This is a genomic window from Microbacterium sp. PI-SA-G (assembly GCF_057215335.1).
In genome coordinates this window covers 1,215,355-1,238,744 of record NZ_CM170103.1, presented here as the reverse complement: position 1 = coordinate 1,238,744, position 23,390 = coordinate 1,215,355, and the positions used below count along the sequence as shown (strand labels likewise).

At 69.4% G+C, this 23,390-nt stretch carries 21 protein-coding genes and 1 pseudogene; 7 read left to right on the top strand and 15 right to left on the bottom strand.

The features are described from left to right. Position 1: 1 nt before the first annotated feature. The 11 genes from paaE to AC2D10_RS06085 all read right to left on the bottom strand — a co-directional run bounded on the left by paaE (position 2) and on the right by AC2D10_RS06085 (position 10,452). Positions 2-1,168, bottom strand: coding sequence for a 1,2-phenylacetyl-CoA epoxidase subunit PaaE (gene paaE / locus AC2D10_RS06135; RefSeq protein ID WP_484711125.1), 1,167 nt, complete (start codon positions 1,166-1,168; stop codon positions 2-4). Further along, positions 1,168-1,698 (bottom strand): 1,2-phenylacetyl-CoA epoxidase subunit PaaD, encoded by a 531-nt coding sequence (paaD, locus tag AC2D10_RS06130; RefSeq protein ID WP_484711124.1) that lies wholly within the window; start codon positions 1,696-1,698, stop codon positions 1,168-1,170. Before paaD ends, paaE begins: the two co-directional genes overlap by 1 nt. After that, positions 1,692-2,528: a 1,2-phenylacetyl-CoA epoxidase subunit PaaC gene (gene paaC / locus AC2D10_RS06125; protein ID WP_484711123.1), complete on the bottom strand. Its 837-nt coding sequence runs from the start codon at positions 2,526-2,528 to the stop codon at positions 1,692-1,694. The genes paaD and paaC overlap by 7 nt, the downstream gene beginning before the upstream one ends. Next, complete coding sequence (gene paaB / locus AC2D10_RS06120) at positions 2,525-2,830, bottom strand: 1,2-phenylacetyl-CoA epoxidase subunit PaaB (protein WP_484711121.1); 306 nt, start codon at positions 2,828-2,830, stop codon at positions 2,525-2,527. The genes paaC and paaB overlap by 4 nt, the downstream gene beginning before the upstream one ends. After that, the gene (paaA, locus tag AC2D10_RS06115; RefSeq protein ID WP_484711120.1) at positions 2,830-3,807 is read right to left on the bottom strand and encodes a 1,2-phenylacetyl-CoA epoxidase subunit PaaA; all 978 of its coding nucleotides are present in this window, start codon (positions 3,805-3,807) and stop codon (positions 2,830-2,832) included. Before paaA ends, paaB begins: the two co-directional genes overlap by 1 nt. A 76-nt stretch (positions 3,808-3,883) precedes the next feature. After that, positions 3,884-5,185 (bottom strand): phenylacetate--CoA ligase PaaK, encoded by a 1,302-nt coding sequence (gene paaK / locus AC2D10_RS06110; RefSeq protein ID WP_484711119.1) that lies wholly within the window; start codon positions 5,183-5,185, stop codon positions 3,884-3,886. Between the two features lie 10 nt (positions 5,186-5,195). Next, complete coding sequence (gene paaI / locus AC2D10_RS06105) at positions 5,196-5,579, bottom strand: hydroxyphenylacetyl-CoA thioesterase PaaI (protein ID WP_484711118.1); 384 nt, start codon at positions 5,577-5,579, stop codon at positions 5,196-5,198. Positions 5,580-5,587: 8 nt separating this feature from the next. Then, entirely contained in the window at positions 5,588-7,678 is a 2,091-nt protein-coding gene (gene paaZ / locus AC2D10_RS06100) for a phenylacetic acid degradation bifunctional protein PaaZ (RefSeq protein ID WP_484711117.1), read from the bottom strand. Next, complete coding sequence (locus AC2D10_RS06095; RefSeq protein WP_484711116.1) at positions 7,675-8,532, bottom strand: 3-hydroxyacyl-CoA dehydrogenase family protein; 858 nt, start codon at positions 8,530-8,532, stop codon at positions 7,675-7,677. Before AC2D10_RS06095 ends, paaZ begins: the two co-directional genes overlap by 4 nt. After that, positions 8,529-9,269 (bottom strand): enoyl-CoA hydratase/isomerase family protein, encoded by a 741-nt coding sequence (locus AC2D10_RS06090; RefSeq protein WP_484711115.1) that lies wholly within the window; start codon positions 9,267-9,269, stop codon positions 8,529-8,531. The genes AC2D10_RS06095 and AC2D10_RS06090 overlap by 4 nt, the downstream gene beginning before the upstream one ends. Next, a complete protein-coding gene (locus AC2D10_RS06085) occupies positions 9,262-10,452 on the bottom strand; it encodes a thiolase family protein (RefSeq protein ID WP_484711114.1) in 1,191 nt (396 codons plus the stop codon). The genes AC2D10_RS06090 and AC2D10_RS06085 overlap by 8 nt, the downstream gene beginning before the upstream one ends. Before the next feature lie 120 nt (positions 10,453-10,572). On the opposite strand from AC2D10_RS06085, the gene AC2D10_RS06080 reads away from it, so the two are divergent. Next, the gene (locus AC2D10_RS06080; protein WP_484711113.1) at positions 10,573-11,184 is read left to right on the top strand and encodes a TetR/AcrR family transcriptional regulator; all 612 of its coding nucleotides are present in this window, start codon (positions 10,573-10,575) and stop codon (positions 11,182-11,184) included. A 35-nt stretch (positions 11,185-11,219) separates the two neighbouring features. Here the strand turns inward: AC2D10_RS06080 and AC2D10_RS06075 are convergent, their stop codons facing one another. Next, positions 11,220-11,639: a pilus assembly protein CpaE gene (locus AC2D10_RS06075; RefSeq protein ID WP_484711112.1), complete on the bottom strand. Its 420-nt coding sequence runs from the start codon at positions 11,637-11,639 to the stop codon at positions 11,220-11,222. Positions 11,640-11,731: 92 nt separating this feature from the next. Between AC2D10_RS06075 and AC2D10_RS06070 the strand changes: the two genes are divergently transcribed. The 6 genes and pseudogenes from AC2D10_RS06070 (at position 11,732) to AC2D10_RS06045 (ending at position 19,447) form a co-directional block, all read left to right on the top strand. Beyond that, positions 11,732-13,858, top strand: coding sequence for a DEAD/DEAH box helicase (locus tag AC2D10_RS06070; protein WP_484711111.1), 2,127 nt, complete (start codon positions 11,732-11,734; stop codon positions 13,856-13,858). Between the two features lie 144 nt (positions 13,859-14,002). Then, a complete protein-coding gene (gene dhaK, locus AC2D10_RS06065; protein ID WP_484711110.1) occupies positions 14,003-14,995 on the top strand; it encodes a dihydroxyacetone kinase subunit DhaK in 993 nt (330 codons plus the stop codon). After that, on the top strand, positions 14,995-15,636 hold the full coding sequence (gene dhaL, locus AC2D10_RS06060; RefSeq protein ID WP_484711109.1) for a dihydroxyacetone kinase subunit DhaL: 642 nt from the start codon (positions 14,995-14,997) through the stop codon (positions 15,634-15,636). The genes dhaK and dhaL overlap by 1 nt, the downstream gene beginning before the upstream one ends. Then, positions 15,636-16,346: pseudogene (locus tag AC2D10_RS06055) on the top strand (HPr family phosphocarrier protein); the annotation flags it as partial. The gene dhaL and the pseudogene AC2D10_RS06055, both read left to right, overlap by 1 nt. A 117-nt stretch (positions 16,347-16,463) precedes the next feature. Continuing rightward, positions 16,464-18,149: a phosphoenolpyruvate--protein phosphotransferase gene (gene ptsP / locus AC2D10_RS06050; RefSeq protein WP_484711819.1), complete on the top strand. Its 1,686-nt coding sequence runs from the start codon at positions 16,464-16,466 to the stop codon at positions 18,147-18,149. After that, a complete protein-coding gene (locus tag AC2D10_RS06045; protein WP_484711108.1) occupies positions 18,146-19,447 on the top strand; it encodes a hypothetical protein in 1,302 nt (433 codons plus the stop codon). Before ptsP ends, AC2D10_RS06045 begins: the two co-directional genes overlap by 4 nt. A 58-nt stretch (positions 19,448-19,505) precedes the next feature. Here the strand turns inward: AC2D10_RS06045 and AC2D10_RS06040 are convergent, their stop codons facing one another. From AC2D10_RS06040 to AC2D10_RS06030, 3 genes are all read right to left on the bottom strand, one after another. After that, on the bottom strand, positions 19,506-20,825 hold the full coding sequence (locus tag AC2D10_RS06040; protein WP_484711107.1) for an MFS transporter: 1,320 nt from the start codon (positions 20,823-20,825) through the stop codon (positions 19,506-19,508). A gap of 119 nt (positions 20,826-20,944) precedes the next feature. Next, positions 20,945-22,342: a dihydrolipoamide acetyltransferase family protein gene (locus AC2D10_RS06035; RefSeq protein ID WP_484711106.1), complete on the bottom strand. Its 1,398-nt coding sequence runs from the start codon at positions 22,340-22,342 to the stop codon at positions 20,945-20,947. Next, positions 22,339-23,310, bottom strand: a complete 972-nt coding sequence (locus AC2D10_RS06030) for an alpha-ketoacid dehydrogenase subunit beta (RefSeq protein ID WP_484711818.1) — start codon at positions 23,308-23,310, stop codon at positions 22,339-22,341. The genes AC2D10_RS06035 and AC2D10_RS06030 overlap by 4 nt, the downstream gene beginning before the upstream one ends. Positions 23,311-23,390 lie beyond the last annotated feature (80 nt).

The following is a 23,390-nucleotide window of genomic DNA, read 5'->3' as shown; positions in this document are numbered from 1 at the left end:
CTCACACGTCGTAGTCGACGACCACACGGTCGCTGGTGGGATGGGACTGGCAGGTGAGCACGTAGCCGCGCTCGAGCTCGTCGGGCTCGAGCGCATAGTTCTCGGTCATCGTCACGCTGCCCTCGATCACGCGCGCACGGCACGTTCCGCACACACCGCCCGCGCACGCGAACGGCGCGTCGGGGCGCACGCGCAGCGCCGCGTTCAGCACGGACTCGTGGGCCGCGACCGGACTGTCGACGCTCGATGAGACGCCGTCGAGCGTCACTTCGATCCGCACCGTCTTCTCATCGGCGCGCACCTGCACCGGGCGGGCCGCACGCACCGGCTCCTCACCCGTGGTGAAGAGTTCGAACCGGATGCGCGAGCGGTCGACGCCGACGCGCGCCAGCGCTTCGCGGCACAGGTCGACGAGGGCGAGCGGACCGCACAGGAACCACTCGTCGACGTCGTCGGGACGGATCAGCGTGCCGAGGATCGTCTGCAGCTTGTCGTCGTCGAGCCGCCCCGAGAGCACCGGTGCCGTGCGCTGCTCGCGGGAGAGCACGTGATGCAGCGTCAGCCGCGTCGGGTAGCGGTCCTTCAGGTCGGCGAGGTCCTCGAGGAACATCACGTCGAGCGAGGAGCGATTCGTGTACAGCAGTGTGAACCGAGCGGTGTCGGATCGAGTCAGCACGGTGTGCGCGAGAGCCATCAGGGGCGTGATGCCCGAGCCCGCGGCGATCCCGACGACATGGCGATGATCGAGGTCGTCGAGACCCGACGTGAACGTGCCCTGCGGACTCATCACGTCGATCTCGAAGCCGGGCTGGAGCGCGGTCTGCGCCCAGGTCGAGAACAGTCCGCCCTCGTCGCGCTTCACCGCCACGCTCAGCCGGGTGTCGCGTCCGTCCTCGCGGTGTTCGGGGGCGCGGCACAGCGAGTACGACCGGCGCACCTCGACGCCGTCGAGCGTGGCGCGCAGCGCGACGTATTGCCCGGGCAGGTGGTCGTAGTCGTGGGCGAGTGCTGCCGGCACTGTGAAGGTCACCTCGACAGCGTCGTCGGTGAGTGGGCGCACGTCTTCGACGGTGAGCGTGTGGAAACGCGCCCGTGTTCGCTCTCCGGCGGCACGACGCGGTGGGACGGATGCCGCGGCTGCGGCTCGCGGAGATGTGAACAGCGACATCAGTGCACCTTGAAGTGGTCGAACGGCTCGAGACAGGCCCGGCACTCGAACAGCGACTTGCAGGAGGTCGAGCCGAACCGGGAGGTCTCGCGCGTATCGAGCGAGCCGCACCGAGGGCACCGCACGCTGATCGCCAGGCGTATCGGGCCGGTCGACACGGCTGCACGGCCGGAGGGCGGGGCGATGCCGTAGTCCTGGAGCTTCTGCTTGCCGGCATCCGACATCCAGTCGGTGGTCCACGCGGGGGAGAGCACGAGACGCACCTCGACCTCGCCGAACCCCGCCGCGGTCAACGACAGGATCACGTCGTCGCGGATCGTGTCCATCGCCGGGCACCCGCTGTAGGTGGGCGTGATGTCGACGTGCACGGTGTCGCCGTCGATCTCGACAGCGCGGAGCACGCCGAGGTCTTCGATCGTGAGAACGGGAATCTCGGGATCGGGCACGGAAGCCGCGATTCGCCAGGCGCGCGTTTCGTCTCGGTCGCCTCCGGTGTCCTCGCTCAACGACCGGGAGGTGCGCGTCACCATGATGCCCCCGGATGCCGTCGCGCGAGCACCTGCATCTCGGCGAGGATATGGCCGAGGGGAGTCGCATGCTTTCCGTGTCGCCCGCCGGCGGAGGAGGCGACCACGGAGGGCACCGACAGCTCTGCCTCGGTGAACACCGTGTCGACGACACTGTCGAATGCATCGCGCAGGCCCGAGGGCCGCGCGGCCGCGTCACCCATACGCTCGATCAGCTCATCGTCGCGGAACAGCTCGTCGACGTACGGCCAGACGTCGCGGTTCGCCCGGATGATCCGCTCGCGCGACTCCTCGGTGCCGCCCGCCAGGCGCAGCATCCACTGCACGGCGTGATCGCGGTGGTAGTCGACCTCTTTGAGCGACTTCTCGGCGATCGCTGAAAAGGTCTCGTCGGTGCTCGCGCGCAGTGCGGAGTAGAGCTCGAACATGTACGCCGACACGACGAACTGCCGGGCGATGGTCTGCGCGAAGTCGCCGTTCGGCTGCTCGACGATCCAGGCGCTGCGGAACTCCGGCTCATCGCGGAAGAACGCGAGATCGTCTTCGCTGCGGCCGTCGTAGGAGCCGGCGTAACGCAGGAACGAGCGGGCGTGCCCGAGCAGGTCGAGGGCGATGTTGCCGAGGGCGACGTCTTCTTCGAGCTCGGGGGCGCGGGAGATCCATTCGCCGAGCTGCTGGGAGAGGATCAGTGCGTCGTCGCCGAGCCGGAGCGCGTACTCCGCGACGTCTGCTGATGCCGCGACGGCGCTGCCGCCCGCGAGCTCATCACTCAGCCGGAGCGCGTCGACGGAGACGTCGCCGTGGATGTCGAGTTCGTCGTGGGTGCGGGTCACAGGTGCGGCACCCCCTCGGACGCGGTGTAGTACACGGCGTGCCGGTAGTTCTTGCCGGCCGGGCTCTCGAAGTAGGCGCCCTTCGCGTCGGGGTCGCTCGTGGTGATCGCGTCGGCCGGCACAGCCCAGATCGAGACGCCCTCGCCGCGCCGCGTGTAGAGGTCACGGGCGTTGCGGATCGCCATGTCGGCATCCGGCGCGTGCAGCGAGCCCACGTGCACGTGGCTCAGTCCGCGGTTCGCGCGGACGAAGACCTCCCAGAGCGGCCACGGCTCGCGCTCGTCGGCACCTGGGGAGGCCATCAGGCCACGGCCTTCATCTTCGTGGCCTTCTTCCGGGCGTACTCGGCGGCCGCCTCGCGCACCCACGCGCCCTCGTCGTGCGCGGTGCGACGACGCTCGAGGCGTTCCGCGTTGCACGGGCCGTTGCCGCGCACCACCTCGAAGAACTCGTCCCAGTCGATCTCGCCGATGACGTACTCTCCGGTCGACTCATCGAGGCGCAGCTCGGGGTCGGGCAGGGTGACGCCCAGGATCTCGGCCTGCGGCACCAGCATCCCGACGAAGCGCTGACGCAGATCATCGTTCGAGAACCGCTTGATCTTCCACTTCATCGACTGCGCCGAGTTCGGCGACTGCTCGTCGGGCGGGCCGAACATCGCCAGGCTCGGCCAGTACCAGCGGTTCACCGCATCCTGCGCCATCTGCCGCTGCTCGTCGGAGCCCTGCATCAGGGACAGCAGGATCTCGAAGCCCTGGCGCTGGTGGAACGACTCCTCCTTGCACACCCGCACCATCGCGCGACCGTACGGGCCGTACGACGCACGGCACAGCGGCACCTGATTGACGATAGCGGCGCCGTCGACCAACCAGCCGATGGCGCCCATGTCGGCCCAGGTCGGGGTGGGGTAGTTGAAGATCGACGAGTACTTGGCCTTGCCGCTGATGAGCTGGGCCATCATCTCGTCGCGGGTGATGCCCAGGGTCTGCGCGGCCGAGTAGAGGTAGAGGCCGTGGCCCGCCTCGTCCTGCACCTTCGCCATCAGGATCGCCTTGCGCTTGAGGCTCGGCGCACGCGTGATCCAGTTGCCCTCGGGCTGCATGCCGATGATCTCGGAGTGCGCGTGCTGCGAGATCTGCCGGATGAGCGTCTTGCGATACGCCTCGGGCATCCAGTCACGGGGTTCGATGCGCTGCTCGTTCGCGATGAGCTCGTCGAAGAGGCGCTCCTCGTCGGAGATCTCGGTCGGGACCAGGGAGAGGTCCGCGGGGCTGGTCATCATCGACTCCTTTACAGAACGATCGTTCAGTTATGGTACCGCGATTCCACAGAAGACTCAACACGTCGCTCGACCATCAGTCTCGGAGGTCGTACACCCGCTTGTACTTGCCCTCGCTGCGAGGCAGGGTGCCCGGTTCCTCCAGAAGCACCTCGACGGTCGTGCCGACATGCACCTTGATCCGCTGCCGGAGCACGGTGGCGGCCGCCTCGCAGACGTCCCGATCCAGCTGGGGATGCCGCTCGATGCGCACTGTCAGCGAATCGAGACGCCCCTCGCGTCGGAGCTCCAGAACGAAGTGCGGGGTCAGGGTCTCGATCCCCATCACGAGCTCCTCGATCTGGGTGGGAAACAGGTTCACCCCCCGCAGGATGATCATGTCGTCATTGCGCCCGGTGATCTTCTCGATCCGCCGTGCGGCCGGGAACGTGGTCCCCGGGAGCAGGCGCGTCAGATCCCGCGTGCGATAGCGGATCACGGGGAAGGCCTCCTTGGTGAGCGAGGTGAACACGAGCTCACCGAGCTCGCCGTCGGCCACGGGGGCGCCCGATTCCGCGTCGATCGTCTCGGGAAGAAAATGGTCCTCCCACACGTGCGGGCCGTCTTTGGTCAGGACGCTCTCGCTCGCCACCCCCGGGCCCATCACCTCGCTGAGACCGTAGATGTCGACCGCGTCGAGGTTCATCCGCCTCTCGATCTCGCGCCGCATCTCGTTCGTCCACGGCTCGGCCCCGAGCACGGCGATGCGCAACGAGGTCGATCGCGGGTCGATGCCCGCCTCCTCGAGGGCGTCGGCGATGGTGAGGAGGTAGCTCGGCGTGCACAGGATCGCATCGGGTTCGAAGTCCCTGATCATCTGCGCCTGCCGCGCCGTCTGACCGCCCGACATGGGGATCACGGTCGCGCCCAGCCTTTCGATCCCGGCGTGTGCACCGAGGCCACCGGTGAAGAGTCCGTACCCGTACGCGTTGTGCACGCGCATCCCGGGACGGATGCCGGCAGCACGAAGCGACCGCGCGACGAGATCCGCCCAGCGGTCGAGGTCCCGCTCGGTGTACGCGACCACGGTCGGGCGCCCGGTCGTGCCGGACGACGCGTGCACGCGACGCACCTGCTCCATCGGCACCGCCACCATGCCGAACGGGTAGGTCTCGCGCAGGTCGGCTTTCGTGGTGAACGGCAGCAGGCGGATGTCGTCCAGCGTGCGGATGTCGCCGGGCACGACGCCGTGCTCGGTGAAGCGGCGGCGGTAGTGCGGCACGTTCTCGTACGCGTGATGGACCGTCCACTGCAAGCGCTGCAGCTGGAGCGCCGCGAGCTGCGGGCGCGAGTGCAGCACGGATTCGTCGGCACCGGTCGGCGTTTCGAGCGTCGTCATCGTGACTCCTTCATTCCGGTGGGCGGCGATCGGTGGTGAGCGATCGGCCGCGGACCTCGGCGACCACGTCACCATCGTCGTCCGTGACCGCGATGTCGTAGACGCCCGCTCTGCCCGCCAGGGCACGTCGGCGCGCGTGGGCGGTGAGCCGCGCACCCGCGGTGGTGGACTTCAGGAACACGATGTCGGCTCCGGCCGCCACGGTCACCCGCTCGTCTTCGTTGCAGGCGATCGCGAAGGCGGTATCGGCCAGCGAGAACACCAGCCCGCCGTGGGTGATCGCATAGCCGTTGAGCATGTCGTCGCGCACTGTCATGGAGACGATCGCGTCGCCGGGCTCGTCCTTCTCGACGGTCATGCCGAGCATCGCCGATGCGCGGTCGCGTCGCATCATCGGGCGCATCATGCGGCCTCGACCGCCGGATTCCCGTCTACCGGCGCCAGCTCCTTGGCGACCAGCGTCAGCACGTCGTACTCGGCCACGACCTCATCCCGTTCGTTGCGAATCAGGGCGTCCCAGCGCACCTCGCCGTACTCGTCGGTCTCGCGCGGCGTGATCTGCTTGGCGGTCAAAGTCACGCGGATGCGGTCACCCGGGGAGACGGGGGTGACGAACCGGAGGTTCTCGAGTCCCGAGTTGGCGAGGACCGGACCGGGTTCGGGGTCGACGAACAGCCCCGCCGCCCACGACACCAGCAGGTAGCCGTGTGCCACCCGGCCCGGGAAGAAGGGATTGGCTGCGGCCGCCTCCTCGTTCATGTGGGCGTAGAAGAGGTCGCCGGTGAAGTGGGCGAACGTCTCGATGTCGGCGAGCGTCACCTCGCGCTCGGCTGACTCGACCCGGTCGCCGATCCGCAGTTCGGCGAGTGATTTGCGGAACGGGTGAGTGCCCGTGGCATCGGCATCGGCACCGGCATGCCAGACACCCGTGATGGCGGTGAGCATACGGGGCGAGCCCTGGATCGCGGTGCGTTGCATGTAGTGCAGCACGGCTCGGATTCCGCCCAGTTCCTCGCCGCCCCCAGCGCGGCCAGGGCCACCGTGCACCAGATGCGGCACGGGAGAGCCGTGACCGGTCGAGCTCCGCGCATCGTCGCGGTCGAGGAACAGCACGCGGCCGTTGAACGCGCCGATGCGGGTGATCAGCTCCGCCGCCGTCTGGGGATCGTGCGTCGCCACGCTCGTCACGAGCGAGCCGCCGCCGCGTCCCACCAGCTCTGCTGCCTCGGTGAGTGTGCGGTAGGTGAGCATGCTCGCCACGGGTCCGAAGGCTTCGATCTCGTGGGCCGCGTCGGGGGCCGTGCCGTCGAACCCGATCACGAGGGGTGAGAGGAAGGCGCCGTCCGCGGCGGCGCCCACTGTGCCGTCGCCTCGTGTTACGTCGGGATGCTCCGTCGATCCGATCAGCAGCGTGCCACCGGCATCCTGGAGCAGGCCGACCTGCTGCAGCACCTCGTCGCGCTGGCCGACCGAGACGAGCGGCCCGAGGGTGACGCCCTCGGCCCGCGGGTCGCCGATCACGACGCGCGAGGTGATGCTCGCCTGAAGGGCGGCCACGACGTCGTCACGCGCCGCGACCGGCACGATCGCACGTCGGATCGCGGTGCACTTCTGACCGGCCTTCGTGGTGAGCTCGACCATGAGCTGGCGCACATACGCATCGAATTCGGGCGTGCCGACGACGGCATCGGGCGCGAGCACAGAGGCATTGATCGAGTCGGTCTCACTCGTGAAGCGCACGTCGTGATCGACCTGGGCGCGCAGCCGGGCCGCGGTTGACGCGCTCCCGGTGAACCCCACCGTGTCGCCGAGCCCGAGTCGGCCGAGCAGATCCTGGACGCCGCCGCTGATCAGTTGCAGCGAGCCTGCGGGCAGCAGCCCCGAGTCGACCAGCACGCGCACCCAGGCCTCGGCCACATAGGCGGTGGGCGTCGCGGGTTTGACGATTGACGGCACCCCGGCGAGGAAGGCGGGAGCGAATTTCTCCAGAGCTCCCCACATCGGGAAGTTGAAAGCGTTGATCTGCAGGGCCGCACCGCGCATCCGCGTGTATATGTGCCTGCCGAGGAACGAGCCGTCCTTGGAGAGGGGCTCGATCGCCCCATCGAGGTACACCTGGGAGTTGGGCATCTCGCGCCTGCCCTTCGACGAGTACGTGAAGAGCACACCGATGCCGCCGTCGATGTCGCTGAGCGAGTCGCGTCGCGTCGAACCGCTCCGCGCGGAGAGCTCGTAGAGTTCCTCCTTGCGCGCCGTCAGTTCGATCGCGAACTGCTTCAGCAAGACCGCTCGCTGGTGGAACGTCAACTCGCCGAGCGTTCGTTGCCCGATGGTGCGCGAATGCTCCAGGACAGCCGCGACGTCCAGGCCGCGGGTGCTGATGTGGGCCACCGTCTCGCCGGTCGATGCGTCGCGCACGACGGCGGCGTCAGGGTCTTCGTCCGGAGCCCACCAGGCATCGCGCACGTAGCTGGGCAGGATCGCAGCAGTCATCTCTCGTCACTCCACTCGTAGAATCCACGGCCGCTCTTGCGGCCGAGATGTCCGTCTTCCACCATTCGGCGCAGCAGCGCCGGCGGGGCGAAGCGCTCGCCGAAGGCGCGCTCCAGTTCCTCCGCGATGCCGAGGCGCACGTCGAGCCCGACCAGGTCAGTCGTGCGCAGCGGACCGGTCGGATGCCGGTAGCCGAGCTCCATCGCCGCATCGATGTCGGCGGCCGAGGCGACGCCTTCCTCGAGCATGCGGATGGCCTCGAGCGCGAGCATCACGCCCAGACGGCTGGAGGCGAACCCGGGCGAGTCCCGAACGACGACGGGGGTCTTGCCGAGCGCTCCCACCCAGCCGCGCAGCGTGGCGACCAGGGCGGGTGAGGTCTGCGCGCCGATCACGACCTCGATCAGCGCCGAGGAGGGCACGGGGTTGAAGAAGTGCATGCCGAGGAAGCGTTCGGGGTGGCGCAGCTCCTCGGCGAGGCTGGTGATCGCGATCGAGGAGGTGTTCGTGGCCAGCACCGCGTCGCGGGAGATCACAGCCTCGATACGTGCGAGTGCCTCGGACTTGAGCGTACGGTCCTCGGGCACGGCCTCGACGACCAGACCCGCGTCGGCGAAGCCGTCCACCGTCGTCCCTACCGTGAGAGCTGCGGCGAGCTCGTCGAGCGAGAGCTCGAGCCCGCCGCGTGCCACAGACCGTTCGAGGGCCGTCTCGATCCGCCGGCGTGCCGCTTCGGCTGCGCTCTGATCCCGTTCCGCGACGTGCACGCGCGCGCCGGCGAGCAGGAACGCGTGTGCGATCCCGGCACCCATGCGGCCGCCGCCCAGTACGCCGACTTTTTCGGGCAGATTCATCGGCTCTTCTTCCTCTCCAGGAATGCGGTCATTCGCCGGTGCTTGTCGTCGCTGTCGAACAGCTCCGCCTGCACGTCGCCGATGAGCGGGAGATGTTCGGCGGGCGGCGTGAGCAGCATCCGTTTCGTGAGCTCCGTGGCCCGCGCGCTGTTCGCCGCGATGCGGTCGGCGAGCGCGTGTGCGGCGGGCAACAGGTCTTCGGGGGAGTGCACAGCGGAGAGCAATCCCCACGTCAGTGCCTCCGCGGCGCCGATCACGCGGCCCGTGAGCAGGAGCTCGGTCGCACGGGCGTGGCCCACGATCTCGGGCAGTCGCCATGTCGCCCCGGCCGCGGCGATGATGCCGAGTCCGGTCTCGGGGTTGCCGAAGCGCACACGGTCGGTGCCGATGCGGATGTCGGCCGCGTAGGCGAGCTCGGCGCCCCCGCCGAGCGCATAGCCGTCCACGGCGGCGATCACCGGCATCGGCAGTCGACGGATGCGGTCGAACACGGTCGCGTTGATGCTCTGACGTGCATCGACCGAGGTGCGATCGCGCAGCTGTGCGATGTCGGCACCGGAGGCGAACACGCCTCCCGCGCCGTGCAGGATCAGCACACGCGGGGAGCGTTCCAATCGCTCGCACAGCAGGTGCAGCTCGTCGACCATCGCCTGGTCGATCGCGTTGCGGACTTCTGGACGGTCGAGCGTCGCGACGATCCGGTCGTCGCGCTCTTCGATGCGCACGGCGTCAGCCATCGACGCGCTCCACGATCATCGCCGCGCCCTGGCCGACGCCCACGCACATGGTGGCCAGTCCGTACCGGGCGCCCTCGCGCGCCAGTCGTCCGAGCAACGTCACGATCAAGCGCGAGCCGCTGGATCCGAGTGGATGTCCGAGGGCGATCGCCCCGCCGTCGGCGTTCACGATCTCGGGATCGAGTCCCAGGCGGCGGATGCTGGCGAGGGACTGCGACGCGAAAGCCTCATTCAACTCGACCGCGCCGATGTCGCCGATTTTCAGGCCGGCCTTGGCCAGCGCCTTCTCCGTCGCCGGCACGGGACCGAGTCCCATGATCTCGGGGGCGAGTGCGGCGGTGGCGGAGGCGACGATGCGGGCGAGCGGTCGCAGTCCATGGCGCTCGACCGCTTCTGCGCTCGCGACGATGACCGCGGAGGCGCCGTCGTTCAAGGAGCTCGAGTTGCCGGCTGTCACCACCCGGCCGCCGGCGACGACGGGACGCAGACCCGACAGTGCCTCGAGCGAGGTCTCGCGCCGCGGTCCCTCATCCGTGTCGATCAGTCCTCGGGCGGTCTCCACTGCCACGATCTCAGCCTGGAAACGTCCGGCATCGATCGCGGCGAGCGCTCGGTGGTGGCTCCGCAGCGCGAACGCATCGGCGTCCTCCCTGGTGATGCCATCGAGGCGTGCGACTTCTTCCGCGGTCTCGGGCATCGAGAAGGTGGCCTTGTCGCGGGCGGCCATGCGCGGATTCACGAAGCGCCAGCCGATCGAGGTGTCGAATGCGACTCCGGGCTTCGCCCACGCGCGCTCCGGTTTGGCCTGCACCCAGGGCGCGCGGGTCATCGATTCGACACCACCCGCGACGAGGAGGTCGGCATCTCCGGCGCGCACCGCATTGGCGGCGAGGGCGATCGCCGACATGCCGGACGCGCAGAGGCGGTTGACCGTCAACCCGGGAACCGTGTCGGGGAGCCCGGCGAGCAGCACGGCCATGCGCGCGACGTTCCGATTGTCCTCGCCCGCTTGATTGGCGGCGCCGAGGATCACCTCGTCCACGGCGTCGCCGGGGATGCCGGCGCGATCGACAGCATCGGCCACGACGAGGGCGGCGAGGTCGTCGGGCCGGATGCCGGCGAGAACGCCGCCGTAACGCCCCACAGGGGTGCGGGTGCCCGCGACGAGGTATGCGTCGGACATCGTCATCCTTTCGTCCGCCCACACTGGCGGCTATTTGCAGACCGATCGTTCAGGAATGATCGCAGATCACGCCGTGGTTGGCAACCCTGCGCGGAGCGCGGGCGATGCCAGACTGGGGTCATGGCTGAACACGACGACCCGCAGCGCCCCGCCCGCCGCGGGCGACCCGGGTACGACCGCGACCAGGTGCTGACCGTCGCCGTCACCGTGTTCAATGAGCAGGGCTACGACGCCACATCGATCGCCGATCTCGCGACGAAGCTGGGACTCACGAAATCGGCGCTCTACCACCACTTCGAGTCGAAGTCGGCCATCCTGGCGCTGGCCCTCGACGATGCTCTCGATGCGCTCGAGACCGTCGTCGACGAGGCGGAGGCCGCGCACACAGGGGCATCCGAACGCGTGCGATCGATCGTGCGGGGGGCGGTGCGCGTGCTCACCGCCAAGCTTCCGTCGGTCACGCTGCTGCTTCGAGTGCGCGGCAACAGCGCGGTCGAGCTTGCGGCCCTCGACCGCCGCCGGGTCTTCGACCAGCGCGTGACGGAGATCGTCCGGGAGGCGCAGCGGGAGGGCCTCATCCGGGCCGACATCTCGGCGTCGGTCGCGACCAGGCTCCTCTTCGGAATGATCAACTCGGTGGCGGAGTGGTACCGTCCCGGCGGCGCAGTCGACCCGACCGAGCTCGGTGAAGACATCCTGCGCGTCACGCTCGACGGACTGCAATCCCGCTGACAGGCGCGTCCTGTATGCGACGATCGGGCTCCGCGTCAGCGCGAGCGGGAGATCAGCTCCAGGAGGGCGCGGCCATACGCCTCCGCGGGATCCGGATGCTCGTACGAGAGCGCGGCGCCGGCGATCTCCACCTCCACCCGGAAGGTGTCGTCGAGACGCACCAGAGAACGGAAGGTGCCGCGAAGGAGGTCACGCAGCTGATCCTCGCGCGGCAGCCAGACGGCGTCAGCGAGAGTGACCGCGTCGAGCGCCCATTCGGTCGTGCCGTTGAAGGCCAGATCGGTGCCGCTCGGAGTCTGGCGGGCCTCGATCGTCATCTCGCTGACGGTGAAGACGTCGGCTTCCGCCTCGAGCTCCACGTCGTTCGGAAGGTCCAACTGGAAGCGGTCGCCCTCCGCAGGGTGCCAGCCCAAGCCGGCTGTGCGCAGAGCGACGGCGAGTTCACGGGTGATCATCTCCTCACGCTAGACGACGGCACGACTCCCGGGGTCGGTGAACCTGTGGATGCCCGGGACGTCGTGTCCGTGGTGTGGGGCAGAGTGGGGGCATGACCTTCGCAGCTTCCACCGACACTCGCGAGGCCGCGCTGGCTGCACTGCGCGAACTCGTCGGCCGACCCGATGCCGACTTCCACGACGGGCAGTACGAGGCCATCGAGGCGCTGGTCGAAGGGCGTCGTCGTGCACTCGTGGTGCAGCGCACCGGATGGGGCAAGTCGGCGGTGTACTTCGTCGCGACGTTGCTGCTGAGACGGCAGGGTGCAGGGCCGACCGTGCTCGTGTCGCCGCTGCTGGCGCTCATGCGCGACCAGATCGCGGCCGCCGAGCGCGCCGGGGTGCGGGCGGTCGCGATCAACTCCACGAACGCGCACGAGTGGTCCGACGTGCTCGCGCAGCTCGACCGCGATGAGGTCGACGTGCTGCTGGTCTCGCCCGAGCGGCTCAACAATCCGGCTTTCCGAGAGCAGCAGCTGCCGGCACTCGTCCGTCGCATCGGCATGCTGGTCGTCGACGAGGCGCACTGCGTCAGCGACTGGGGCCACGACTTCCGTCCTGACTATCGACGGCTGCGTGACCTCATCGCGCAGATGCCCACTGACGTGCCGGTGCTCGCGACCACCGCGACCGCGAACAGTCGCGTGGTGGCCGACGTCGCCGAGCAGCTGGGCACTCTCCAGGCTGATGCGGGCACGACCGACGCCGAGCCGGTGCTCACGATCCGTGGCCCCCTCGCCCGTACCTCGCTGCGCATGGGGGTGCTGCGGCTGCGCGATTCGGCCAGCCGCCTCGCATGGTTGCTGAGCCATCTCGACGATCTCCCAGGTTCCGGCATCATCTACACGCTCACCGTCGCCGCGGCGGTCGACACCGCTCGGCTGCTGCGCGATCACGGACACGATGTGCGCGCATACACCGGACAGACCGACACCGATGAACGCGCGGAATCCGAGGGGATGCTGAAGCGCAACGAGGTCAAGGCGCTCATCGCGACGAGTGCCCTGGGCATGGGGTTCGACAAGCCCGATCTCGGGTTCGTCCTGCATCTCGGCGCGCCGTCGTCGCCGGTGGCCTACTACCAGCAGGTCGGTCGTGCCGGTCGCGCCAGCGAGAGCGCCGATGTGCTGCTGCTGCCCGGAGTCGAGGACCGTGACATCTGGCACTATTTCGCCACGGCGTCGATGCCCGACAGAGAACGCGCGGAACGGGTGATCGGAGCGCTCGGCCAGGCTCCGATCTCGACACCGGCACTGGAGGCGATGGTCGACATCCGTCGCACGCCCCTGGAGTTGCTGCTCAAGGTGCTCGACGTCGACGGCGCCGTGCGGCGGGTGCAGGGCGGGTGGGTCGCGACGGGGGAGCCGTGGACCTACGACGCCGAGCGATACGAGCGGATCGCCGCGGAGCGTCTCGCCGAGCAGCAGCACATGATCGAGTACGAGCAGACCGACGGATGCCGCATGGAGTTCCTGCAGCGATCCCTCGACGACGACACCGCGGCGCCCTGCGGGAGATGCGACAACTGCGCGGGCGGATGGTTTCCGCGGGAGATCGGAGCGGCAGCGAGCACCCAGGCCTCAGAATCGCTCGACCGGGTCGGTGTTCCCATCGAGCCGCGGCGCGCCTGGCCGACCGGAGCCGATCGGCTGAGCGTGCCGGTCAAGGGTCGCATCGCCGCCGACGAGCAGGCTGCAGAGGGCCGGGCGCTCGCGCGTCTGACCGACCTCGGGTGGGGGAACACCCTGCGTGAGTTGTTCTCGGAGGGCGCGGCGGACGCCGTCGTGACGCCGCAGCTGCTCCAGGCATGCGTCCGCGTGCTCGCCGGATGGGGATGGGCGGAGCGGCCGGTGGCGGTCGTCGCGATGCCGTCGCGGTCGCGCCCGCTGCTGGTCGATTCGCTTGCCCGCGGGGTCGCCGAGGTCGGACGCCTGCCGTATCTCGGCGCGCTCGAGCCGGTGAACGGCGGACCGACCGGGCAGCCCGGCGGCAACAGCGTCTTCCGCCTCGCCGGCCTCTGGGACCGTTTCAGCGCACAGCACCTCGACGTTCCTGCGGGGCCGGTGCTGCTGGTTGACGATCTGGTGGACAGCCGCTGGACCGTGACCATCGCCGCACGGGTGCTGCGCCGCGCGGGTGCCACCGACGTGCTCCCTCTCGCCCTCGGATTGCGCGGATAGGCCCCTCGGATCGGCGCTTCGACCACATCTGTTGAATCGACCTTGACAACCCGAGCCGGTCCGAGGATGTTCGACAGTGACGAATCCCTTTCGGGCCGTCGCGTATGCGGTCGCGGAGGGTCAAGGATCAAAGGAGATCGAACGATGAAGAAGCTCATCAACGCCCCGGAAGACGTTCTCGTCGAATCCCTGAAGGGCGTCGCTCTCGCTCATCCCGAGCTGTCGGTCGACCTCGAGACGCACGTCATCACGCGCGCGACCCAGAAGGAGCAGGGGAAGGTCGCCGTCGTCTCGGGCGGCGGATCGGGCCACGAGCCGCTCCACGGCGGGTTCGTCGGCACCGGCATGCTCGACGCCGCCGTCGCCGGACAGGTCTTCACCTCTCCGACCCCCGATCGCGTGCAGGCGGCGACCAAGGCCGTCGATCGCGGCGCCGGCGTGCTGCACATCGTCAAGAACTACACCGGCGACGTGCTGAACTTCGAGATGGCCGCCGAGCTCGCCGAGATGGACGGCATCGAGGTCGGCACTGTCGTCGTCGATGACGATGTCGCGGTGCAGGACTCGCTCTACACGGCCGGGCGCCGTGGCGTGGGGCTGACGGTGCTGCTCGAGAAGCTCGTGGGCGCAGCAGCCGAGGAGGGGCAGGACCTCGCCTCGGTCGTCGAGCTCGCGAAGCGGATCAACGGGCAGGGACGGTCGATGGGCATGGCCCTCACCAGCTGCACCGTGCCCGCCGCGGGCAAGCCGACGTTCGACCTGCCGGACGACCAGATGGAGATCGGCATCGGCATCCACGGCGAACCCGGTCGGCACCGCGAGCCGCTGGCTCCGGCATCCGATATCGCGCGGCAGCTGGTCGAGCCGATCCTCGCCGACCTCGACTTCAGCGGCCCCGCGATCGTGATGGTGAACGGCATGGGGGCGACGCCGCAGATCGAGCTGTATCTGATGTACGCCGAGGTCGCTGCTCTGCTCGAGACGGCCGGCGTGCAGATCGCACGGAACCTCGTCGGCAACTACATCACGTCGCTCGACATGGCGGGCTGCTCGGTCACCGTGCTGAAGGTTGACGATGAGCTGCTGCGGCTCTGGGATGCGCCCGTGAACACGCCCGGTCTGCGTTGGGGCGCGTGATGACGACGATGGACACCTCCGTTCTCGTCGACTGGATTACCCGCTTCCGGGAGGCGGTGACCGAGAAGCGCGAGTGGCTCACCGAGCTGGACTCGGCGATCGGCGATGCCGACCACGGCGCCAACATGGCGCGGGGGATGTCGGCTGTGGCTGAGAAGCTCGCCGCGGGGGCTCCGGCCACCGCCGATGAACTGCTCAAGTCGGTCGGCATGACCCTCGTCAGTTCGGTGGGCGGGGCGAGCGGCCCGCTCTACGGCACGTTCTTCCTGCGGATGGGAATGACCGCAGGAGCGCGGTCCGAGCTCGACGCCGCAAGCCTCGCGGCGGCTCTGCGCGCCGGCCTCGAGGGGATCGTCGCGCGCGGCAAGGCCGAGTCCGGGGACAAGACCATGTTCGACGCGATGGCACCCGCGGTAGATGCGCTCGACGCCGCGATCGCCGAGGGCGACGACCTGACCAGCGCCTCGCGGAAGGCTGCGGATGCCGCCACTGCGGGACGCGATGCGACAGAACCGCTCGTCGCCCGCAAGGGACGCGCGAGCTACCTCGGGGAGCGCAGCGCCGGACACCTCGACCCCGGCGCCGCGTCGACGGCGCTCCTGTTCGAGACACTCGCCGCGGCGATCTCTGGCAACTCCTGATGATCGGGATCGTCGCCGTCTCCCACAGTGCACGACTTGGGGAGGCGGCGCTGGAGCTTGCCCTGCAGATGGTGCAGGGCGGTGGAGTGCGGGTGCACCTCGCCGCCGGCGCGGGAACCGATGCCGAGGGGACGCCGATTCTCGGGACCGATGCCGTCGCCGTCGCGACCGCCATCGACGAGCTCGCTGCCGACTGCGACGGCGTCCTCGTGCTGATGGACCTGGGGTCGGCCGTGCTCAGCGCGGAGCTCGCGCTCGAACTGCGCATGAGCGATGTCCCGGTGAAGCTCGCTCCGGCACCGTTCGTGGAGGGGCTTCTCGCCGCGGTGGTCTCGGCGGCTGCGGGCGGATCACTCGACGAGGTCTCTGCGGAGGCCGGCGCGGCGCTCGGCGCGAAGACGGGGCAGCTGGGTGAAGAACTGCCGCCGGGGGCATCCGAGGTCGTCCTCGCCGACGCCGCGCACGACGAGGTCGAGGCTCTCACTCGCCGTGTGCTGGTGCGCAATCCGCTCGGCATCCACGCTCGCCCGGCGGCGCTGATCGCCGAGGCTTCTGCGGGAGCGGAGCTGCGGTTGCGGCGCCTCCCCGACGGACCAGACGCTTCTGCCGCCAGCCTCTCCCGACTGCTCATCCTCGGGGCGCGGCAGGGAGAGGAGCTGGAGCTGAGCGCGCGGGGTGCGGATGCCGAAGCCGCGCTGGACCGCGTCGCTGCGCTGTTCGCCGACGGATTCGGTGAGGGCACTGACACCGCCGCACCGCAGGACGTGCCCCGGCGGGCCACGTCGGCCCCCGAGAGGCCGGCAAGCAGAGTCCAGACACCGGCCGAGATCACCTCGGGCACCGTCCTCCGCGGCCGCGGAGTCAGCGCGGGAATGGTCGCCGCGCCCGTCGTGCATCTCGCGCCGCCGCTGCCAGAACCGGACGCGACGACGGTGATCGCACCAGGAGACCGTGCCGACGAGGTGTCCGCCATCGAGTGGGCGGCGGTGGCCGTCGCCGATCAGCTGCGCTCCCGCACCGCCCGGGCCGCGGGAGAGGCGAGGGCGATCCTCGATGCCTCGCGCCTGCTGGCCTCCGACCCGGAGCTCGTCGCCGACGCGAGCGCTCTCGTGCAGGCGAAGGGGCGGAGTTCTGCTCGGGCCGTGTGGGAAGCGGCGGCTGTGCACGAGAACGGGCTGAGGGCCCTGGGTGGACGGATGGCCGAGCGTGCGGCCGACATCCGCGATGTGCGGGATCGGATCATCGCCGAGATCCTCGGGATCGACATGCCCGGGGTGCCCGAGCGTGCGGAGCCGTTCGTGCTGATCGCCGCGGATCTCTCCCCGGCCGACACCGCTTCGCTGAAAGGCGGGAAGTGCGTGGGCCTCGTCACAGAACAGGGCGGACCGACCTCGCACACCGCGATCATCGCGCGATCCCTGGGCCTCCCGGCGGTCGTCGGCGTGACCGGCGCCGCAGGAGTGGTCGAGGGCGCGGTGGTGCTCGTGGACGGCGACCGCGGCACGGTCGATGTCGATCCGCCTGAGGACCGGATCGCCGCCGCGCGAGCCGCCGCGATCGTCGTCTCCTTCCATGGCACGGGCACGTTGGCCGACGGACACCGTGTGCCGCTCCTCGCGAACGTCGGAGGAGCGGCGGATGCCGAGGCGGCCGCCGCCGCCGGCGCCGAGGGGATCGGACTCTTCCGCACCGAGTTCTGCTTCCTCGACCGGGTCGACGCACCACGGGTCGACGAGCAGGTCGCCGCCTACCGCGGAGTGCTCGCGGCGTTCTCCGGACGGAAGGTCGTGGTGCGGACCCTTGACGCGGGAAGCGACAAACCACTGCCTTTCGCGAATGCCGATCATGAGGACAATCCCGCACTCGGTGTTCGCGGACTCCGCATCGCCCGCCGATCGCCGCAGCTGCTCGACGACCAGTTGCGTGCTCTCGCGCTCGCGGCGGACGCCGAAGCGGCGCAGGTCGAGGTCATGGCGCCGATGGTGTCGACGGTCGACGAGGCGCGCGACTTCGCAGAACGGTGCCGCGCGGCGGGCTTGGCGCGCGTCGGGATCATGATCGAGACGCCATCCGCGGCGCTCTTGGCCGCGGAGCTCTTCGAGATCGTGGACTTCGTCAGCCTGGGTACCAATGACCTGGCCCAGTACACCTTGGCCGCTGACCGGCTCGTGAGCGAACTCGGCGACCTGAACGATCCGTGGCAACCGGCGGTGCTCAGGCTCATCGGCGCGGTCGGCGAGGCGGGCAGAGCTGCGGGCAAGCAGGTCGGCGTGTGCGGAGAAGCCGGTGGTGACCCGGCGCTCGCGCCGGTGCTGGTCGGCCTCGGTGCGACGTCGCTCTCGATGACGTCGCGGTCGCTGGGGCGAGTGGCGGCCGCGCTCGTGGAGGTCGACCACGCGACCTGTCGGCGTGCGGCCGAGGTCGCGCTGGCGGCCGGAACGGCCGCGGAAGCACGCGCGGCGGCATCCGCCATGCTCGACGGCATACGCACGATCTCACGGAGGTTCTCATGAAGCGATCGCGTGCTCTCTCGAAGACCACGCTCGGCGCCACCGCCGCGGCCGTACTTCTCGCCCTCTCCGGATGCGCACCGGCGGCGGAACCGACGCCGACGGCCACAGCTACCCCCGCGCCCGAGACTCCCGCACCGGAGCCGTATGCCGGACCGCTGCACTTCGTCGGCGCGGAGCTGGACTGGTTCCTGCCGAGCGCAGCCGAAATCTCCGCCACGGTCCCCGGTGCCGCGGACATCGCCGAGCCTTCCGCGTCGCTCGTACAGATCTCGGACGGATTCGGAGCGGAACTGGCGCCGGAGGTCTGCGTCGTCTTCCTCACCGAAGCGTCGCTGGGATCGATCGGAGCGCGCACGGTCACGTGGCCGGGAACGTCGGGCGACAACCGCGAGGGGACCTTCCTCGTCCTCCAGTTCGCCGATGAGGCGCAGGCCCAGAACCGCATGGACGACTATGCGTCGGCAGCGGAACAGTGCTCCGACTTCACCCTCAACGAGCAACCCTCGTCGTACGCCCACAGCGCCATCGACGAGGGAGACGGCGTACGGGCGATCGCCGGCACGCTCGTACTCGCGTATGGGCCCGAGGAGCAGTACCGCTCGTACTACGGGGTCGCGTCCGTGGGGAACGTGCTGGTCGAGTTCTGGCATCCATTCGAAGGCGATTCCGAGATCGACGCCGCGGCGGCAGCCCAGATGCTGGCGGATCGTGCCGAGCAGGCTTCCGAGCAGCTGGTCGACGAGCTCACCGGGAATCCTCCCGTGGAACGGGAAGTGGTCGAGGTCGATGCGAGAGCACCCTGGAACACGTGGGAGATCGGGTTCGACGGCGTCGGCCCGCTGCGACTCGGCGAAGAGATCGAGACGGTCGTCGCAGCCGCCCCGGGCGCCGAAGTCGTGGAACCCGATGAAGGCGTCGGGGAGTGGGAGCTGATCGGCCCGGACGGGAACGCACGCCTCGCGATCGCACCGAAGGAGGAGGGCACCGTCGTCGCCACCATCCGGGCCGGAGACATCTCGCTGTACGGCGAGGCATCGGTCGACGGCGCTGTGCTTCCCCGCGCCGGGGGCGTGGGTGCGGGGGACCCCGTGACAGATGCGGTCGCCGCATTCCCGGAGGGGACGGCCGTGCGCATCGTGGCGGCGGGTCTCTACCACTACGCGGTCTCCACACGCGATGGCCGCGTTCTGCTCTTCCATACGGATCGCGACGTCGCGGAGGCCAGTGCGACGATCATCGGCATCACCGCAGAGGACGGGACGCTCCGCCGCGAGTACGACTTCGGTACCGACGGTTGAGTCCGCGGTGTCTCCGCCGAGGGAGACACCGCGGACTCCTCAGGCCTCGGTCGTGCGGTCAGATCGAGAGGTCGACGTCCTTCGTCTCCTTCACCAGCGAGACGCCGACGAGCGAGATCACCGCCGCCACGGCGATGTAGAGGCCGATGGTCCACGACGCCTGAAACTGGTTCATCAGCGCTTCGGCGATCATCGGTGCGAACGCTCCGCCGAGGATGGCGCCGAGGGCGTAGCCGATCGAGACGCCCGAGTACCGCACGTTCGCGGGGAACATCTCGGCGTACAGAGCCGCTTGCGGCCCGTAGGACAGTCCGAGCGCGAACGTCATGACGAACAGCGCGACGAAGTACCAGAGGATGTTCGCAGTGTCGATCAAGATCCACATCGGCACGGCCCACAGAGCGAGGGCGACGTACCCGATCTGGAAGGTGCGGATGCGGCCGATCCGGTCGGACAGGTGGCCGCCCCACAGGGTGAACGCGAGCCAGCCGAACGACGCGAGTGTCGTCGCCAGCAGCACCGGAGGGCGCTCCATGCCGAGCACGGTCACGGCGTAGGTCGCGAAGAACGCGATGAGCAGGTAGCCCGCGGCGTTGTTGGCGATGAAGATGATCGCGGTGAGGACGACCTGCTTGGTGTTCTTCTGGAACAGTCGCTTGAGCGGTGCCGACGCCTCCTTGCGGCGACGAACCAGGTCCTCGAAGATCGGGCTCTCATCGACCGCGCGGCGGATCACGTAGCCGACGCCGATGAGCACGATGGACAGCAGGAACGGGATGCGCCAGCCCCACTCGAGGAAGGCCTCCGGAGACATCGCGCTCGTGAGCGCCCACAGTGTGAACGTCGCGAGGATCATGCCGATCGGGACGCCGATCTGCGGGAACGCGCCGAACAGTCCGCGTCGTGCACGCGGCGCGTGCTCGACGGCCATCAGTGCCGCACCGCCCCATTCGCCACCTGCGGAGAATCCCTGCAGGATGCGCAGCAGGATGAGGAGGATGGGAGCGGCCACACCGATCGCGGCATACGTGGGCAGGACGCCGATCAGTGCGGTCGACAGGCCCATCATGATGAGCGTGAAGACGAGCATCTTCTTCCGACCGAGCTTGTCGCCGAGGTGACCGGCGACGATGGCACCCAGAGGGCGGAAGAGGAACGAGATGCCGATCGTGGCGAAGGAGAGCACCTGCGCGAAGCCGCGGTTCTCCTCGGCGATCGGGGCGAGGAAGAGCGGGGCGAGCACGAGGCCCGCGGCCTGTGCGTAGATGAAGAAGTCGTACCACTCGATCGAGGTTCCGACGAGGGTGCTGGCGAGAACCCGTCGTTCCTCGGCGGGCATGCGCCTGGTCGATGGCTGATCGGACACTGCTGACGTCATTGCGAACTCCATTGTTCTGATACCGGGAAAGGGGCGTGAGACGCCCCTTTTCATAACCGACTGATCGGTCAGTAATTGCTGAGCATACCGCATGAGCGCATCGAGATCGAGCGCTGCGGTCACACCCTCCCGAAGGCGCGCAGCGGATGCTCGACGAGCTCCGTCGCGCGTCGCAAGAAGCTCGCCGCGTACCCGCCGTCGCAGACCCGGTGATCGAACACGAGCGAGAGCTGCGCGATGCGTCGCGCGACGATCTCGCCCTCGACGACCCAGGGACGTTCGATGATGCGACCGATCCCGAGGATCGCGACATCGGGGTGGTTGATGATGGCGGCGGATCCGTCGACGCCGAGGCCGCCGTAGTTGTTGAGCGTGAACGTCGAGCCGCGCAGGCGCTCTGGCGGCAGGGAGCCGGCGCGTGCGGACGCGGCGAGGTCACGCAGCGCGACGTCGAGGGTCTGGATGCTCAGCTCATGCGCCCGCGGGATCACCGGCACCATCAGGCCGCGCTCGGTGTCGGCCGCGACCCCGAGGTTGACTCCGTTGAAGGAGATCAACTCCTGGCCGTCGGTGCTGAGACGTGACGCGAGCACGGGGTGCTCCTCGAGTGCGATCAGCACGAACCGGGCGAGCAGCGCGGTGATCGAGGGCGCCTTCTCGCCGTCGGGCACCATCCGGCCGCGCACGTTCCACAACTCGGTGGCGTCGACGTCGACCCAGACGGTCGCCTCGGGAATCTCGGCGCGGCTGCGCGACAGCTTGGCGCTGACGGCCCGGCGCAGCGGCGACAGGCGTTCCCGCGAGCGGACCGGGAGGCCGTCGACGGACTCGGTGGCCGTCGTGCCTGCGCTGTCGACGGCGCTGTCGATGGCGGCACGCAGCACGTCGGAGCGGGTGATCGCGCCGTCCTGACCCGACGGCGTGATCGCGTGCACGTCGAGGCCGAGATCACGCGCCAGTCGGCGCACCAGCGGGGAGCGCACGGCGACCGTGCGGCGCGGTGGTTCGGTCGTAGCCGGAAGCGGGGCCGCGACCGGGACGGCATCCGGGACCGCGACCGCATCCGTGGTCGCCGGCGTCGCAGCGCGAGCGCTGAGCGCCGTGACTGCGGGGCGCCGGCGACGACCCGTCGCGGTGCCTTCGCGAGTGCCGTAGCCGATGAGCACGTTGCCGGAGCCTGCGCGCTCCTCGGCGCGGTAGGTCTCCTGCTCGAGCTCGGACGGCGGCTCGTCGGAAGAGCCGCGGGCCGCGGCATCCGGATCCTGCACCTCGAGCACGGGCGCGCCGACGTCGATCGTGTCGCCCGCTGCTCCGTGCAGCGCAGTCACCACTCCGGCGAACGGCGAGGGCAGCTCGACGATGCTCTTGGCGGTCTCGACCTCGGCGATCGGCTGATCGGTGGCGATGGTGTCGCCGACCGCGACCAGCCACTGCACGAGCCCGGCCTCGGTGAGTCCTTCGCCGAGGTCGGGCAGCCGGAACACCTGCGCGGTGTGAGTCGTCGATTCGAGGGTCATGAGTCGTCACCCCAGTGCAGCGTGTCGATCGCGTCGAGCACGCGGTCGACGTCGGGCAGGTGCCAGTGCTCGAGCTTCGGAGGTGCGTAGGGGATGTTGAATCCGGTCACCCGGCGCACCGGGGCCGAGAGGAACTCGAAGCAGCGCTCGAAGACGCGGGCCTGAATCTCGGATGCCACCGACACGAAGCCCGGCGCCTCGGCGATGACCACGGCGCGGCCGGTCGAGCGCACGGCGGCGATCACGGTGGCGTCGTCGAAGGGGGAGAGGGAGCGCACGTCGACGACCTGCACACTGCGCCCTTCGGCGGCGGCGGCATCGGCGACCTCCAGCGCGAGCGGCATCGATGCGCCGTACGCGAGCAGCGTGACGTCGGTGCCGTCACGCGCGATGCGCGCCGTTCCGATCTCAGCCGTGACGGCCGTGTCGACCTCGCCCTTCGTCCAGTACAGCTTCTTCGGCTCGAGGAAGATCACCGGGTCGGCCGAGGCGATCGCGGCGCGCAGCAGCGAATACGCGTCCTGCGGGGTCGACGGGCTGATCACGGTGAGCCCGGGCGTGTGCGCGTAGTACGCCTCGGACGAGTCGCAGTGGTGCTCGACGCCGCCGATGCCTCCGCTGAACGGAATGCGGATCACGAGCGGCATCCGCACCCGCCCCCGCGTGCGGTTGCCGAGCTTGGCGACGTGGCTGACGATCTGCTCGAAGGCCGGCAGCGCGAACGCGTCGAACTGCATCTCGACCACCGGGCGCAGTCCGTTCATGGCCATGCCGACCGCGGTGCCCACGATGCCGGACTCGGCGAGCGGGGTGTCGAAGCAGCGCTCCTCGCCGAAGCGGGCGGTGAGGCCGTCGGTGACGCGGAAGACTCCGCCCAGCGCGCCGACGTCTTCACCGAAGACCACCACGTCGGGATCGGCCTCGATCGCGTCGGCGAGGGCGAGGTTGAGAGCGGCCGCCATGCTCATCGTCGCGACAGGGCGGATAGGCGCCGAGGCGCGCACGGGGTGCTCGTCGAGGGCGTGCTCGTCGAGGGCGTGGTCGTGGG

Bases quoted from the DNA above. Each gene is read 5' to 3' on its own strand.
- paaI (WP_484711118.1), bottom strand. From the start codon at position 5,579: ATGATGCGACGCGACCGCGCATCGGCGATGCTCGGCATGACCGTCGAG.
- AC2D10_RS06095 (WP_484711116.1), bottom strand. From the start codon at position 8,532: ATGAATCTGCCCGAAAAAGTCGGCGTACTGGGCGGCGGCCGCATGGGT.
- AC2D10_RS06080 (WP_484711113.1), top strand. From the start codon at position 10,573: ATGGCTGAACACGACGACCCGCAGCGCCCCGCCCGCCGCGGGCGACCC.
- dhaK (WP_484711110.1), top strand. From the start codon at position 14,003: ATGAAGAAGCTCATCAACGCCCCGGAAGACGTTCTCGTCGAATCCCTG.
- AC2D10_RS06070 (WP_484711111.1), top strand. From the start codon at position 11,732: ATGACCTTCGCAGCTTCCACCGACACTCGCGAGGCCGCGCTGGCTGCA.
- AC2D10_RS06035 (WP_484711106.1), bottom strand. From the start codon at position 22,342: ATGACCCTCGAATCGACGACTCACACCGCGCAGGTGTTCCGGCTGCCC.
- AC2D10_RS06030 (WP_484711818.1), bottom strand. From the start codon at position 23,310: ATGAGCATGGCGGCCGCTCTCAACCTCGCCCTCGCCGACGCGATCGAG.
- dhaL (WP_484711109.1), top strand. From the start codon at position 14,995: ATGACGACGATGGACACCTCCGTTCTCGTCGACTGGATTACCCGCTTC.
- AC2D10_RS06045 (WP_484711108.1), top strand. From the start codon at position 18,146: ATGAAGCGATCGCGTGCTCTCTCGAAGACCACGCTCGGCGCCACCGCC.
- paaK (WP_484711119.1), bottom strand. From the start codon at position 5,185: ATGACGACGCTCGAAACGCCGACCGGTGCCGACGAATCCGTGCTGCAC.
- AC2D10_RS06085 (WP_484711114.1), bottom strand. From the start codon at position 10,452: ATGTCCGACGCATACCTCGTCGCGGGCACCCGCACCCCTGTGGGGCGT.
- paaE (WP_484711125.1), bottom strand. From the start codon at position 1,168: ATGTCGCTGTTCACATCTCCGCGAGCCGCAGCCGCGGCATCCGTCCCA.
- paaZ (WP_484711117.1), bottom strand. From the start codon at position 7,678: ATGACTGCTGCGATCCTGCCCAGCTACGTGCGCGATGCCTGGTGGGCT.
- AC2D10_RS06090 (WP_484711115.1), bottom strand. From the start codon at position 9,269: ATGGCTGACGCCGTGCGCATCGAAGAGCGCGACGACCGGATCGTCGCG.
- paaB (WP_484711121.1), bottom strand. From the start codon at position 2,830: ATGGCCTCCCCAGGTGCCGACGAGCGCGAGCCGTGGCCGCTCTGGGAG.
- paaA (WP_484711120.1), bottom strand. From the start codon at position 3,807: ATGACCAGCCCCGCGGACCTCTCCCTGGTCCCGACCGAGATCTCCGAC.
- AC2D10_RS06040 (WP_484711107.1), bottom strand. From the start codon at position 20,825: ATGACGTCAGCAGTGTCCGATCAGCCATCGACCAGGCGCATGCCCGCC.
- AC2D10_RS06075 (WP_484711112.1), bottom strand. From the start codon at position 11,639: ATGATCACCCGTGAACTCGCCGTCGCTCTGCGCACAGCCGGCTTGGGC.
- paaD (WP_484711124.1), bottom strand. From the start codon at position 1,698: ATGGTGACGCGCACCTCCCGGTCGTTGAGCGAGGACACCGGAGGCGAC.